This window comes from candidate division KSB1 bacterium (assembly GCA_034506255.1).
GTDB lineage: Bacteria > Zhuqueibacterota > Zhuqueibacteria > Zhuqueibacterales > Zhuqueibacteraceae > Coneutiohabitans > Coneutiohabitans thermophilus.
In genome coordinates this window covers 247,981-262,568 of sequence record JAPDPX010000003.1, presented here as the reverse complement: position 1 = coordinate 262,568, position 14,588 = coordinate 247,981, and the positions used below count along the sequence as shown (strand labels likewise).

13 protein-coding genes are annotated in these 14,588 nt (G+C 61.2%); 2 read left to right on the top strand and 11 right to left on the bottom strand.

Annotated features, from left to right (window positions below):
* Window positions 1-107: 107 nt before the first annotated feature.
* A complete protein-coding gene (locus tag ONB52_07205; GenBank protein MDZ7415935.1) occupies window positions 108-266 on the top strand; it encodes a hypothetical protein in 159 nt (52 codons plus the stop codon).
* Window positions 267-326: 60 nt separating this feature from the next.
* Entirely contained in the window at window positions 327-1,625 is a 1,299-nt protein-coding gene (locus ONB52_07200) for a Glu/Leu/Phe/Val dehydrogenase (protein MDZ7415934.1), read from the top strand.
* A gap of 239 nt (window positions 1,626-1,864) precedes the next feature.
* Here ONB52_07200 and ONB52_07195 read toward each other — a convergent pair whose 3' ends face one another.
* The 11 genes from ONB52_07195 to ONB52_07145 form a co-directional block, all read right to left on the bottom strand.
* Window positions 1,865-2,716 (bottom strand): rhomboid family intramembrane serine protease, encoded by an 852-nt coding sequence (locus ONB52_07195; protein ID MDZ7415933.1) that lies wholly within the window; start codon window positions 2,714-2,716, stop codon window positions 1,865-1,867.
* 353 nt (window positions 2,717-3,069) lie between these two features.
* On the bottom strand, window positions 3,070-5,007 hold the full coding sequence (locus tag ONB52_07190) for a penicillin-binding protein (protein MDZ7415932.1): 1,938 nt from the start codon (window positions 5,005-5,007) through the stop codon (window positions 3,070-3,072).
* Complete coding sequence (locus tag ONB52_07185) at window positions 4,985-5,842, bottom strand: hypothetical protein (GenBank protein MDZ7415931.1); 858 nt, start codon at window positions 5,840-5,842, stop codon at window positions 4,985-4,987. The genes ONB52_07190 and ONB52_07185 overlap by 23 nt, the downstream gene beginning before the upstream one ends.
* 19 nt (window positions 5,843-5,861) lie before the next feature.
* Window positions 5,862-6,707: a tetratricopeptide repeat protein gene (locus ONB52_07180; GenBank protein MDZ7415930.1), complete on the bottom strand. Its 846-nt coding sequence runs from the start codon at window positions 6,705-6,707 to the stop codon at window positions 5,862-5,864.
* Entirely contained in the window at window positions 6,707-8,527 is a 1,821-nt protein-coding gene (locus ONB52_07175; protein MDZ7415929.1) for a BatD family protein, read from the bottom strand. Before ONB52_07175 ends, ONB52_07180 begins: the two co-directional genes overlap by 1 nt.
* Before the next feature lie 170 nt (window positions 8,528-8,697).
* Window positions 8,698-9,468: a tetratricopeptide repeat protein gene (locus ONB52_07170; GenBank protein ID MDZ7415928.1), complete on the bottom strand. Its 771-nt coding sequence runs from the start codon at window positions 9,466-9,468 to the stop codon at window positions 8,698-8,700.
* A gap of 27 nt (window positions 9,469-9,495) precedes the next feature.
* Window positions 9,496-10,587 carry a VWA domain-containing protein gene (locus ONB52_07165; GenBank protein ID MDZ7415927.1) on the bottom strand — a complete coding sequence of 364 codons (1,092 nt, stop codon included), beginning with the start codon at window positions 10,585-10,587 and terminating at the stop codon, window positions 9,496-9,498.
* A 77-nt stretch (window positions 10,588-10,664) separates the two neighbouring features.
* Window positions 10,665-11,657 (bottom strand): VWA domain-containing protein, encoded by a 993-nt coding sequence (locus ONB52_07160; protein ID MDZ7415926.1) that lies wholly within the window; start codon window positions 11,655-11,657, stop codon window positions 10,665-10,667.
* A gap of 1 nt (window position 11,658) precedes the next feature.
* Window positions 11,659-12,702, bottom strand: coding sequence for a hypothetical protein (locus ONB52_07155; protein ID MDZ7415925.1), 1,044 nt, complete (start codon window positions 12,700-12,702; stop codon window positions 11,659-11,661).
* On the bottom strand, window positions 12,686-13,648 hold the full coding sequence (locus ONB52_07150) for a hypothetical protein (GenBank protein ID MDZ7415924.1): 963 nt from the start codon (window positions 13,646-13,648) through the stop codon (window positions 12,686-12,688). The genes ONB52_07155 and ONB52_07150 overlap by 17 nt, the downstream gene beginning before the upstream one ends.
* A 46-nt stretch (window positions 13,649-13,694) precedes the next feature.
* Window positions 13,695-14,573: a DUF58 domain-containing protein gene (locus ONB52_07145; GenBank protein ID MDZ7415923.1), complete on the bottom strand. Its 879-nt coding sequence runs from the start codon at window positions 14,571-14,573 to the stop codon at window positions 13,695-13,697.
* Window positions 14,574-14,588: the final 15 nt, after the last annotated feature.

Here is a 14,588-nt window from a genome sequence, read left to right as displayed (position 1 = left end):
GGTGGCCCTGCCAGAATTCCCTTGCAACAAATCCCAATTCTCTTATATTCCCCCCGACCAAACGGCCGCAAACATGTTTTGCGGCTTTGTTCATTTGGGACGATTGCATGGAAGAAATTTCAGAAGAGTTGTTGCGGCGGATCGTCCGGGAGGCGATTCTGGAATTGGGGCCGCAGGTCGACCCGGCCTTGCTGCGCAAGGTCGTTCTGGAGGTGATTCGCCGCCTGCAGCAAGAACAACCTTCCCCGCCATCATGCCAACCCTGAGCCTGGCTCGCCGGGATGGTGCCGGCTGCCCCCACACCACAACTTCATGAGGAGATTCGCATGGAAAGCGCGACCCCCTACAAGTACGTTGAAGCTGCTCCCATCAAGCCGAGCGACGATGATCCGTTTGAATCCATGATGGCACGCTTCAAAGTCGCCGCCGAAATTTTGGAATTGGATCCGGGGGTGTACGAATACCTGCGCACCCCCATCCGGCAGATCATCGTGTCGGTGCCCATCCAGATGGATGATGGCAGGATTGAAGTGTTCGAAGGGTATCGCGTCATTCACAACGAAGTGCGCGGGCCTTCCAAAGGCGGCCTGCGTTATTCGCCGGACCTGAACCTCTCCGAAGTGAAGGCGCTGGCGGCGTGGATGACGTGGAAATGCGCGGTGGTCAACATTCCCTTCGGCGGCGCCAAGGGCGGTGTGCGCTGCGATCCCAAAAAACTCACCAAAGTCGAACTGGAAAAAATCACCCGGCGTTACACCGCCAATCTGCTGGAGATTTTCGGTCCCGAGCGCGATGTGCCCGCGCCCGACGTCAACACCAACGAGCAGGTGATGGGCTGGATCATGGACACTTACTCCATGCACGTGCGCCACACCGAAACCGCGGTGGTGACCGGCAAACCGATCCATCTCGGCGGCTCGCAGGGCCGTGTCGAAGCCACCGGCAAGGGGGTGGTGATTACCACCAGCGCGATGATGGAGAAGCTCGGCATCAAGCCGCGGGACGCGCGCATCGTCATTCAGGGGTTTGGCAACGTCGGTTCGGTGGCGGCGCAGGAATTTGCCGCGCTCGGCTGCAAGGTGGTGGCGATCAGCGATGTCACCGGCGGCTACTACAACGCCAGGGGCATCGACATCGCGGCGGCAATCAAACACCGCGACACACACAAGGGCCTGCTCGAAGGCTTTCAAGGCGGGGACGCCATCTCCAACACCGAGTTGCTCGAACTCGAATGCGACGTGCTCGCGCCCTGCGCCCTGGAGGATCAAATCAACAGCCGCAATGCCGAGCGCATCAAAGCCAAAATCATCGCGGAGGGTGCCAACGGCCCGACCACGGCCAAGGCTGATCCCATCCTGGCGGAGCGCGGCATCGTCGTCATTCCGGATATTTTGTGCAATGCCGGCGGCGTGACGGTGAGCTATTTCGAATGGGTGCAGGATCGCATGGGCTACTTTTGGTCGAAGGAAGATGTCTTCTCCCGGCTGACCCGCATGCTCAACGAGGCGTTGAACGACGTCAACAACACCGCCGAAAAGTACAAGGTGAACATGCGCATCGGCGCCTATGTGCTTGCCATCGACCGGGTGGCGCAAACCCTGGCCCTGCGCGGCATCTATGGCTGAGCCGCACAACGTGGGGAAAGCAATGTTCGCCCGCAAAATCTGCCCAGTCGGCTGCGCCCGCGGGGCAGGGCTAGAGAGGGGTGGAACCCCGCGGCTCCGCATACAACGGCCAAGCCGTCGCAGAAACACTTCATCAAAAGTTGATGACTTCGGAAGGACATGAAACGACAAAAGCCCGGGCAAGGCTCGGGCTTTTCATTTGCGGGAAGCGGAACACGCCGCCGTGGCCGGCGTGCGGCTTACGCCAGGCTCGCGAAAGCACGCCAAAACGCCAGCACAAACGCGAGCACCGTCACCGCGATGGCCGCCACCCCCCACAGCCGGATGCGGTCATTTTCCCCGCTTTTCTCCTTGTGGCCCAGCAACATCGCGGCGAGATAACCTCCGGCAAAGCCACCCGCGTGCGCCCAGTTGTTGACGATGCTGCTCATCATGAAACCGTAAACGAACATGATCACGGCGAATTGCAAGGCCTGGCTGTAAACCGACTCGCCGAAGCGGCCGCCGCGGCTTCTGCCATAATACACCAGCGCACCCAGCAGACCGAACAACGAGCCGGAGGCTCCCACCGTGAAGGCAACACCGGCAAAAAAAGACAGGAAAAAACCGGCCAGGCCGGCAAAGGTGAAAATCACAATCAAACGGCTGGTGCCAAACAACTCTTCCACGGCGGGTGCGAGCTGATGCAGCCCCATGAGGTTGAACACGATGTGCGGCAGGGAGCCATGCAAATAGATCGCTGTAATCAGCGTCCACCAGCGGCCATTCTGCATGGCATAATTGCCGGTCATGCCGAGCTTGTCCAGCACCGTCCCATCCGGCGAGAGAAAACCGAGCAGCATCTGCAAAATGCCGCCGCGGCCGCGAAAAATCGCAGCGGGGTCGAGCAGCAGTGCCAGCGCGTACAATGCCAGACACACCAGCGTCACCGCCTGGGTAAACCCGAATTGCTCGAGCCACACCTTCAACTTCGGCCCCACGCCCCACAGACCGGGATTGCGGTAGCCGCAATGGATGCAGCTTGCCGCATTCCGGCTGATCAATTTGCGGCAATTCGGGCAGACGATCGCGCCCACACCCTGATTTGCCATTTTCTTCACTTTCATTGACGGTGAAACGCCCGCTGCGCAGTATCCGCGTCCACTGCCCGGCAATTTCCGCCCCGCCGTGGCGACGGATTCGACTGCAACGGACAACAGGTCGAAGTCTACGCCTTCGACTCTATTTTTGCAAGCACTTTTTCCCTCCCCATTGCCACAACCTCCAGCCGTCTTTGGGAAGACTTCTTCCGCTCGAGTTTTCTGTCAAACCGGCGGTGCAATGCCGGGACAGCACTCCGTCGGAATCACACCTTTTTCCTCTTCACGGAAATGTCATGCCATGGGTAAAATGCGCATGCTTCGCGGTTGACAGGTTTGACTGCGACGATGGTCGTGCCATGTGCTTAAGGATACACGCTGCCGGCAGCTTCCTCCGGGACCACCACAGGCAAGCCATCTTCCGGCTTGACCACTTCCCAACCCTTTTCCGGATGCACATAGATGGTCTTCAAACCCGGTGGCATGGTGAATTCCCGTGCGGGATAAAACGCGGTGGCGCGTTTCATGAAACCGGCCCAAATGGGTGCGGCGCCGCGGCCGCCATCCACCCCGCGGCCGTCGCGCGTGCGCATTTGCGCGTCGCGATCATACCCCACCCACACCGCGGTGGCGAGCGAAGTGGTGAAGCCGGTGAACCAGGCATCGGTGTAGTCGGTGCTGGTGCCGGTTTTGCCGGCGGCCGGCGCGGTGAAACCGAGCGCGCGAATGATGCGGCCGGTACCGCCTTCGATCACGCCCCGCATCATATCCAGCAATTGATACGTGATCCGCGCATCAAAACGGGTCTCGCCGAAACTGTATTCCCGGTCCAGCACCACACCGTTGACGTCTTCGACACGCTTGATCAACACCGGCCGGTGATACACGCCGTTGTTGGCAATGACCGCATAGGCCGCGGCCAGCTCCAGCGGCGACATGCCGGCGGTGCCCAGGGCGAGCGAGATCACTTCCTCGACCGGCGTAGAAATGCCCATGCGCCGTGCGGTTTCAACCACTTTTGCGGGTGTGACCTGGGCGGTCAACTGCGCCGAGATCACGTTGAGCGACTTCATCAGCGCGGCTTTCAGCACCATCTGGCCGTGATAACGGCGGTCGAAGTTGCGCGGACGATAGGGCCGGTTGTTGGCATCGCGCAGCGTGGTGAGCGTGTCATGCACCAGGGTGCGTGGCGTCACCCGCAGTTGTTCGAGTGCGGTCAGATAGACGAGCGGCTTGATGCACGAGCCGACGTGGCGGTTGGCTTCCACTGCGCGGTTGAACGCCGCCGGCACATAGCGCCGCGCGCCCACCAGCGCCTTGACTTCGCCGGTCGGCACCGCCAGCGCCACCAACGCCGCCTGCAACGGCTGCCCGGTGGAATCCAACTCGGCCTCGAGCTTGAGCGTGCCCGCTTCCACCTCCTGCTCGGCGATGGCCTGCAGCATGGGATCGAGCGTGGTGTAAATACGCAACCCGCCGTATTGCACCGGCTCGCGGCCGTAGCGCGCCTGCGCCTCGCTGATCACATAATCGATAAAATCATTGCCGAAGGAGCGCTGCCGCGAGAGGTGAATCGAATCCGCCGCCGCCTGCTGCCGCTGCGCCTCGGTCAGATAGCCCTCCTTCATCATCCGGTAGAGCACCAGCCGCTGCCGGGCCTTGGCGTTGTCAAAATAGGAGAAGGGATTGAGCTTTTGGGGCGAGTTGAGAATGCCGGCGAGCATCGCCGCCTCCGACACATTGAGCTCGGCGGCAGACTTGTTGAAGTATTGCCGGGCCGCATCCTCCACGCCGTGTGCCGCGCCGCCAAAATAGACCAGATTGCAATAAGCCTCAAGAATCTCCCGCTTGCTGAAAGTCGCTTCGAGCTGCAAACTGATGAGGATCTCTTTGAGTTTGCGGCCGAAACTCTTTTCAAAGCTGAAGAAGAGATACTTGGAGAGCTGCTGGGTGATGGTGGAACCGCTCTGCAGTGGATGACCGGTCAGGCTGCGGTAGGCCCCGCGCAGCAAGCCGAGCTTGTCGAGGCCGCGGTGGCGGTAGAAATCGGCGTCTTCCGTGGCAATAACGGCGTTGAGGAAATTGGGGCTGATCTTGTCGAGGGTGACATAGGTGCGGCCGCCCAGGCGCTGCACCAGCGTGCCATCGGCGGCGTAGATCTCGGTCGGGCGGGCATACACCAGGCTGCGCAAATCGCGGGGGACATAAGGCAGGTCACTCAGGACCACGAAAAAGACGATCATGCCCGTGAGCAGCAGGCCGGCGGTCGCCAGCATCAGGCTAGAAAGGATTTTGGTTCGCATGCTCTCCCGCGCGGGCAATGAAATCGGTGGTCCATTCCTCCGGCAAATAGTAGATGAGCGCGCGGCCGTCATCGAGTGCGAACGCCGTCTCCACGAAGCCGGCCGTACTGCGGTTGGCGAAACCGACGCGGGCGATATGCGTGCTGGGATCGGTCAACACCGGCAGCTCGCGGATCATCTCGGCGCGCTCGTCATAAAACTTGCGGTCGAGCACCTCGAAGAAATCAGCAGCGCGCAACACCCGCCCGGCAAAGCGCGCCACCTGCCGGAGGTCCATCTGCCGCTCCTTGCCGTGATTGACGATCATCTCGATGTGATCGGCGGGCAGCGAGCTTTGAAAGAGCACCTCGTGGTTGGCATCGAGCAGGAAAAGATCGAGACGATCGGGATAACGATTGACGGTGACCTGCGTGACGTTGCGCTCGCGGTTGAAGCTGACCATGCTGCCGGTGGGCACCAGCAACGGCCGAAACAACGCGGGCAGCTCGCGGTAGATCAAACCAAATTGCTCGGGCGGCAGTTCGGTGCGGGCGTTGGCCGCGGTGAAATTCACCAGCTCTTCAAACTTCGAGAGGCCGGCGATCAGGCTCAACTGCTCGCGCCGCACCTGGGTGAGACGTTCGAGGTTGGTGTTGGCGAGCAGCCGGTTTTGCTCCTCCTGCCAACTGCGCCCGATTTTCTCCCGGCCGGGGTTGTGCCACACCAGATAACGCCCAATGGCGGCCTCGACAATGTTGCAGCTCAGCTCGCCGATCACGAGGAGCAGGGCGATTGCGGCCAGCCACAGCCGGGGCGTGCGCACCAGCCTGCGATATTCCCTTAAAAATTCCGCCATTTTTCCGCCATCCGGTGTTTCAAATCACGCCCACGGCCGCCTGCGGCAGCCAGCCGACTTTGCCATCCGCCAGCCGGATGCGCGCCCAGCTTCCGTTCGATTCCTGCACCTGCACTTTGGCGCCTTCGTGCAAAATGAAAGCCTCGGTGGCATCGGCTGCCGGGGAGGTGTGCACCACCACGCGTTTCTCCAGCACGATGCCATAACGCGCCGAGTGCTGCTGATAAAGCTGTGCGGCAAACAGCAGCGCCAGCAGCAACACGCAGGCACCCGCGCTCCAGGCCACCCGCCGGCCGGCAACCTGCCAGGCACGCCGGCGGGTGAGAAGATTGACCGTCAAACCGGCGAACAGCAAAATCCAGAAAATCAGACCCACCAGCGCCACTTGTTGAATCGGGAGAAAGTCGAGTGCAGCCTGGAGCCATGCCACCAGCAGCGGCACCGGCGGCTGCGGAAGGCGGTCGATGATCGTCAAATTGGCGAGTTCGAGATTGAAGCGAATATCGTCATGACGGCGATTGAGGCGCAACGCCCGCTCATAGTTGAGAATCGCCAGGCCGGGTTGTCGCTGTTTGAAATAGGCATTGCCGAGATTGTAATAGACCTGCCAGTTTTCCCTGCCCAGTGCGATGATTTTTTCGTATGCCGCTGCCGCCTCGGCATATTGCCCGGCTTGATAATATTGATTGCCCTGCTGAAACAGGCTGCCGGCTTCATCAGCAGCGGCTCCGGCCGCAAAAACAAAAAGCAGTGCCAGCACGCCACCGGCCACGGCGTTGCGGCCAAAGTGGCGCGCCTCTCGCCTGCCGCGGTCCGGCCCGGTTGCCACGGCGCCGCAACCGAAAAAACAAGACAGGCGGAGCATCACAACGCGTCCTCCAATTGTTCGAGTACAGCGGCGGCCTGTTGATAGAACTGCTGCATCTCCGCGCTGGTGGCGGTGGCTGGCGCAAAACGCTGATAGTCGCAGGTGTACAGGCAGTTGAGATAGTCGCTGATCAGCGCCGGTGCGACATTCTTCTCCCGGAGCAACTGTTCGATGCGTTCGGTCACCAGCCCGGCCTCCGCAACATTGAGCTTGTTGCCGAGAAAACCCGTCAGTGCCCGTTGCACCTCGGCGTAGAATCCCTTGCTGTCATTGGCCTGCAGCCGTTTCCTGGCCGCCTTCAACTGGCGCTGTGCTGCAGCCGCCGCACGCCGGCTGCGGGCATAAGCCACATTGGAGGCCAGCTTGGCTTGATGGCGCTGCCACACCAGCGCGCCGAGAAAACCGGCAACCGGCAGCACCAGCAGGGTGACAAACCACGCGCTGGTGTAGTTGGCCGCTCCCAAACGCTGCAGCGGGGCGGCGTTGATGGCGATGAAGCGGATGTCCTGACCCAGCAGCCGAACATCCTCTTTCGATGCCCCGCCCAAAGTAACAGCGCTATACTCGCCGGTACCGGGGTCGACCGTCAGGGTGATGGGTTTGGAGCTGGCGGTGACGTATTGCCGGGTGCGCGGATCAAAATAGGCAAAAGTAATCGGTTTGAGCACGTGCGTGCCGGCAAAGCGTGGCACCATCACATACTCCCAGGTCTTGCTGCCGCTGATCTGTGTCTCGCCGTGCTCGACGTCTTGTGACACTTTGGGATCATACACTTCGAAATCAGGAGGCAGCTCCGGTGCCGGTGCCGGCAGGGTTTTGATGTTGCCCTGCCCGGAAATTTTCACGGTGAGGGTGATGGCTTCGTTGACCTTCAGGGTGCTGCGATCAACCGTCGCGCTCAGCGTGTAGTTTCCCACCGCGCCGGCAAATCCCGCTGGCTTGCCGGCAGCCGGAAGCGGCAGCACCTCGATGGTCACCGGTCGCGAGGCGATGGTGACACGCTCGAACGGTGCGAAGAAGGGATCATCAAAGAAACTGTCGAAGAGGTCACGCGGCCGCCGGCGTTGTGCCACCGCCACTTCGCAGTCCAGGCTCATGGCTTCAATCGTGCTGCGACCGGCGGTTTGCGGGAAAATCGCCGTGCGCTTGACCTCGGCGACGAGATAGCGCTGGCCATTGATGACTTGTTGATAGGTGCGCGGCTGCCGCGGCATGGGAAAATCCTCCACCCAGAAGCCGGTGAAGGTTGGCAGCCTGGCGTTGCCATAGTTGCGCACATTGCGCGCTGTATAAATTTTGAACGTCACGATGACCGGCTGGTTGACATACACTTGTTTGCGGTCGACTTCCGCGCGCAGAAAAAGACTGCCGTCGGCGGTAACACCGGGGTCCGTTTGCGGCGGCGGCGCTCCGGGCGCGGCCGGCGGGCCTCCGGCCGCGGGCAGAATCTCGATCCGAATCGGCGCACTGCGATAGGTTTGGCCGCCGGCCGCGACTTCCACCGGCCCAATCTCGAAGGAACCAGTGGCAACAGCAATGAAAGTGTAATGATAGGTGTGGGAGGAGGACATGCGGCCGTTGATGATCTGAATGCTCTGCGAGCTGCTGGTGCCGGCGAGCCGCGCAAAACTCTCCATCGCCGGCAGTTGTGGCTCTCCGGCATTGCCGCCACTGACTTCCACACTGAGGGTGAAATCCTCATTCAACCCGATGCGGGTGCGGTCGACCGTTGCCGTCACCGTCACTTGCGCCAGGCTGTTGGATGCCAATACAACACCGCCGATCGCCAAAAGCAAAATGGCCCTGATAGTCGTCACGGAAGCGGCGTTCGTGCCCGTCCCAACAGATGATCGCGTGCGGCGGTGCGAGAAGAAAAACCCCCGTCCTGCCGCAACCCGGCTGCTGTCCGGGCCCATGCGCGCAGGCGCATCACTTCCCCTCACTGGGGAGAATATGCACTGCAAGCTCTTGTGTGCTGCCATTTTCATCACCAATCCTTCTCCACCCGCGCCCGCCCGCGCGCCTGCACCCGGCGCTGCTTTTGTGCATCCTTCTCCTGCTTCTGCAGAGCCTCCAGCAGGCGTTCCGCCTCTTCCTTGCTCAGCTTGTGTTCCCGACCCTGTGCCGCTTGCGCCTCATTCTCCTGCTGTTCGCCGGCGGCTGACTGCTCCTGGGATTGCTGCCCGGCCTGCTGCTGTTGTTCCTCCTGGCCCTGCTGCTTTTGCTGGTCTTGATTCTGCTGCCCCTGCTGTGGTTCCTGTTGCTGTTGCTGTTGTTGCTGTTGCTGTGGCGGCTGCTTTTGCGCGTGCTGTTTCAGCTTGGCCCGCACATACTCCAAATTGTATTTCGCATCCGCATCATTGGGATTGAGCTTGAGTGCCTGCTGATAGGCCAAAATGCTCTCCGGCCACTTGTTCAACCGATAAAGTGTGTTGCCGAGGTTGTAATAGCTCTCGGCCTGCAGCCGGGGGTCGTCACTCTTTTGAATCGCCTCCTGAAAAGCCTGCAGCGCTGCTTCATAGTTGCGCTTTTGATACAGCGCATCGCCAATGTTGAATTTCACGATCGGCGAGGAGGGATTGTCGATTTCGGCGTCACGATAGCGGTCATTGGCCTGATCGTATTTGCCCTCGGCGTAAAGCCGGTTGCCTTCCAGCACCTGCCGGCGGCCGGCGCCCTGCGCGTGCAGACTGGCCGGCAACCAGACCAGTGACAACAGCAGCAACACCACGTGATTTTTGAAGGGATTCTTTCGCATTCCAGGTTCCCGCGCAAAGCATTGTCCTCAGGCGGCCGGCACAGTACGGCCGGGCCGGCCATCATCTTCCTCCGCCGTCAGCGGCGCAACCAGCCGGCCGCGCCACTCCGTCCTGACCTTGCGGCGTTCGGACAGCAACAACTCCACCAGCAACAGCACCAGAGCGAAGGGCAACACATACTGGAAGCGTTCCTCGTAGTGGGAAAACTTCAACGAGGCCAGCTCCTTCTTTTCCATCTGCGCGATCTCCTCGTAGATGCGGTCCAGCTCGGCCTCGCCCGAGGAGGCGCGATGATACTTGCCGCCGGTTTGCAGCGCGATTTTTTCCAGCGTCAATTCATCCAGCTTCGTGACGACGACTTCGCCGCTGCGATTGCGCTTGAATTCCCCGGTGCGGTTGCCCTGGGCATCGACCACGGGGATGGGCACACCCCTGGTCGAGCCGATGCCGACGGTGTAAATCACCACCCCCTGGCGCTCCGCCTCCGCCGCCATGGCCATGGTGTCCTCGTCGTGGCTTTCACCGTCTGTGATCAGGATCAGAACTTTGTATTGCCGTTCGGTGTTTTCGAAGCTTTGCAGGGCCAGCGCGATGGCCTTGCCCAGCGCTGTGCCCGGCGTGGGAATCAAACCGGGTTCGAGCACCTCGAGAAAAATTTTTGCGGCGCCGTAGTCGAGCGTGAGCGGACATTGCACGAAGGCCTCACCGGCAAAGGCAATCAGGCCCACGCGGTCGCCCTGCAGCTTGTCTATCAGCGAGACGACCTCATGCCGCGCCTTGGCCAGGCGGTTGGGCGGCACATCCTCGGCGTACATGGATTCCGAAACATCGATGGCGATCATGACATCCACGCCTTCGCGCTTCACCTCCTCCAATGCCGTGCCCACCTGCGGCCGCGCCAGCGCCAGAATCATGAAGCCCAGCGCCAGCAGCAACAACACCTGCTTCCACACCCGGCGCTTGTGGCTGAGGGCCGGCATGAGCTGTTCGAGCAGCAACAGGTTGCCGAAACGTGCCAGCGCCGCCCGCCGCCAGCGTTGCACGAAATAAAAAAACACCATCAGCAGCGGCAGGCTGAACAGCAGATACAGCGCAGTGTCATTGGCAAAACGGATCATGTCTCCCGTTCACAACGGCTTGCATGCGAATCCAACCCGGCTCCCGGCCGATCGGGCACCGGCACTGCCGGGAGCCCTCAGGGAATCTTGCGGAAAACAGTGCCGGCCAGCACGATCTCAACGAACACCAGTCCCAGCGCGACCGCCAGCCAGTACACGAACAGCTCGCGGTAGCGGGTGAATTGCTTGACCTCGATTTTGGTTTTCTCGAGCCGGTCGATCTCGGCAAAAATCTTTTCCAGGCTTTGGCGGTCGGTGGCGCGAAAATACCTGCCTTTCGTCAGCTCGGCAATTTTGGTGAGCGTGGCTTCATCGATTTCCACCGGCATGGGCACGTAGCGCTTGCCGAAAATCGGATCCTGGACGGGATAGAGCGCCTGGCCGCGGGTGCCGACCCCGATGGTGTAGAAACGGATATTGAAGGCCTGCGCCACGCGCGCGGCGGTGAGCGGATCGATCTCGCCGGCGTTGTTGACGCCGTCGGTGAGCAGAATCACGACCTTGCTTTTGGCTTTGCTGTTGCGCAGCCGGTCGATCGCGGTCGCCATGCCCAGCCCGATGGCCGTGCCGTCATCGACCATGCCGACATCCACTTTCTTCAAAAAATTGATGAGAATGCCGTAGTCGAGTGTCAGCGGGCATTGCGTGAAGCTGCGGGCGGCGAACACCACCATGCCGATGCGGTCGCTGCGGCGGCCGGTGATGAATTGCTCCGCCACCAGCTTCGCCGCTTCGATGCGGTTCTTCGGCCGGAAGTCCTCCGCCAGCATGCTGCTGGAGATGTCGAGTGCCAGCATGATGTCGATGCCCTCGGTGGTGACTTCCTCCTCGGTTTGCCCGCTCTGCGGCCGCGCCAGCGCCACAATCACCAGAGCAATCGCCAGCCAGCGCAAGCCGAACAAAATATGCCGCGAGCTGTAACGCGAGCGCTGCGGCAGCGACCTCATCAGATCGAGATTGGAGTAGCGCAGTGTGGCGCTGCGGCGCTGGTAGGTGCGGCTGTACCACCAGGCCAGCAGCGGCAGCAGCACCAGCAGCAAAAGAAACCAGGGCTGTGCGAAAGTCAACATTTCAAGCGGCCTCCGCCGGTGCGGGTTGGAGTTTGCCTGCCGCTGCTTCGCCAGCCGCGGTTTCAACAGCAGGGGGCAACGGCATGGTCAGGTGCACGAAGGTTTCGGCAGCGGCCAGCAGGCGCTCGTGTTGTTCCGCCGGCGGGATGAATTTGGCGAACTTCACCAAGTCGCTTTGCTCCAAAATTTCACGCAGCAGATCGCAGGCCTGCGGGGCCGCATCGAGGCGTTTGCAATGCTCCAGCACCTCGCAGGTGGTCATCTCCAATGCCCCGACCTGATAGCGGCCTTCGAGGTAGCGCCGCACGATTTCCGACAGAATGCTGTAGAAAAGTTTGATCTCGCCGCGTGCCGGCAGGTCGCTGCGGCGCAGCTCAGCCAGGGCGGCGAGCGCTTCTTCATGTGCGGGGCGCGGCGGGGTGACGCGCGCCGGCAGCAGGCTCCTGCCCTGGCGCCGGCGCCACCAGGAATAACCGGCCGCCGCCAGCAACAACACGGCGGCAACAATCACGCTGAGCACGATCACCTGGCGCCAGTCACGCGGCAATTCCCAGGGCGCTTTGATCTCGCGAATATCGCCCGCCTCGCTCGGCCGCAGCGAAGCGACGTGGAGATCGAGTTTTTCCGTGCGCAGGGTCTGCCACCCGGTATCCGGCGGCTGGCGAAATTGCAGCGTCAACGGTGGTATCTCGAAACGGCCGGTGTCGAAAGTCGAAATCGTATAAGCGGCTTCCTCGATGACAACCCCGCCCTCGCGCCGCGTCTGCGGCGTTTGATAGCCGCGAATTTCGAAACCGCCGAGATTGGCGGCCGGGCCGGGCCAGCGCATCTCGACATCCGGCGGCCGCCGCACCCGCACGCGGTAGCGCACCGTGTCGCCGATGGTCAGGCGGGCTTTGCTCACCCGCGATTCGATCGTCACCGCGGATTCCGCCTGGGACCGGGCGCTGCCGGCGAAAAGCAACACCGCGGCTGCCACCGCCGGCAGCAGGGCGCGCCGACCGGCGGCCGCCGGCGGCTGCACCTTTTTATTGCACTTTGTCATCGTAGATCACGACCCCTTCCGCGCGCATCATGCGTTCGATCAGGCGATCATACGCCTCCTGCTGCTTCTCGCGCACGTAATCCTGCATCACGCGATTGCGCACCTCCTGAAACGTGGGCGGCGGCCGCGTGCCGGTGGAATCAGCGGCGGCATAGCGGCTGAGATTGGCGCGATAGTACAACTCCAGATCGCTTTCCTGAAAGTCGACCTTCTGGGCGATCTCCTCCTGCAGCAGCTTTTGCACCATGAAATTTTTCTTTGCCCGAAACGCCGCATCGATCACCTCCTGATCGCGCTCGAGGCCCTTGCGCTTGGCGGTATCGTACAACAATTCCGTGGCGAGGTATTGCCGCAGAAATTCCAGGCGGTCGTTGCGGTTCTTGATCTGCGCCAGCATGAAGGGCGGCAGATTCTTGATTTCAAACTCGAGATCGCCGGAGGTGATTTCACGGTCGCCGATTTTGGCCACCACCTCGCCCGGCCGCTTCTTCGTGACCCGCGAGGTGTCGAGCAGCGTGCTCTCCTCCAGCGCCTGCTGCGCATCCGCGGAACGCTGCAGCCGCTCGAGGCATTCGACGATGCGGCGGCCGGCATCATCAACCAGGCCGCTGCGCGGATAAAGTTCCTTCACGCGCAGATAATACGCCAGCGCCGCTTCATAATTGCGCAACCGGTCGAAATAAATATTGGCGATGGTGAAGCTGATGTTGGCCTGCTCCTCCTCATCGAGCGGGTAATTTTGCAGGTAAAACTGATACTCCGCCACCGCATGCTGGTACAGTTCGCGATTGTAGAGAATGTTGGCAAAATCGCGAACTTTGGCGGCGGGGAGATTTTGTTTCTGCGCCGGCCGGCAACCCGGCGCCCATATGGCCAGCACGGCAACCATGCCGAGACGACCGGCCGCCCCCGGCAGGCTGGCGAGCAGATTCTTGAAGGCATTCATTTCCCTGGCATCCCGAAATAAACCTGCGGCTTCTGGAAGCAAGGCCTCAACGAAAGCGTTTCGCCCGCATTCTGAAAAAACGCACCAGCGGCTCGATGTAGGGCTGGTCGGTGCGCACTTCCACCGGATCGACCCTGGTGGCCCGCAACGTTTTCTCGCGCAACAGGCCGCGCCGCGCCGCCTCCTGTGCAAACGTTTTGCGGTTGGCCTCCTGCCTGGTGTCGAGCAGAAAAATCTCCCCGGTTTCCGCATCCTCCAATTCAACCAGGCCGATGTTCGGAATCTCGGTCTCACGCGGATCGGTGATGGGGATGGCCACGAGATCATGCCGCCGGCTGGCAACACGCAGGGCCTTTTCATAACCTTCGGAGAGAAAATCCGAAACCAGGAACACCACCGCCTTGCGCCGGATGACGCGATTGAGATATTCCAGCGCGGTCGCGAGGTTGGTGCCGGTGCCCGCGGGCCGGTGATAGAGAATCTCGCGCAGCACGCGCAACACATGGCTGCGGCCCTTTTTGGGCGGCACGAATTTTTCGATGCGGTCGGTGAAGATGATCAGGCCGACCTTGTCGTTGTTCTTGATCGCGGAAAAGGCCAGCAGCGCGCAAATCTCCGCGGCGATGTCGCCCTTCATCTGCGCATATGTGCCGAAATTCCCCGACGAACTGACGTCCACCAGCAGCATCACCGTCAGCTCGCGCTCTTCATCGAAGACTTTCACGTAGGGATGACCGGCGCGCGCGGTCACGTTCCAGTCGATGTTGCGGATGTCGTCGCCGTAGGTGTATTCGCGCACTTCGGCGAACGCCATGCCGCGACCCTTGAACACGGAATGGTACTCGCCGCTGAACACGTCATTGACCAGCGCCCGCGTCGTGATTTCCAGACGCCGGACTTTTTTGAGAATTTCTTTTGGAATCATAAGGCGTTGGGCCGG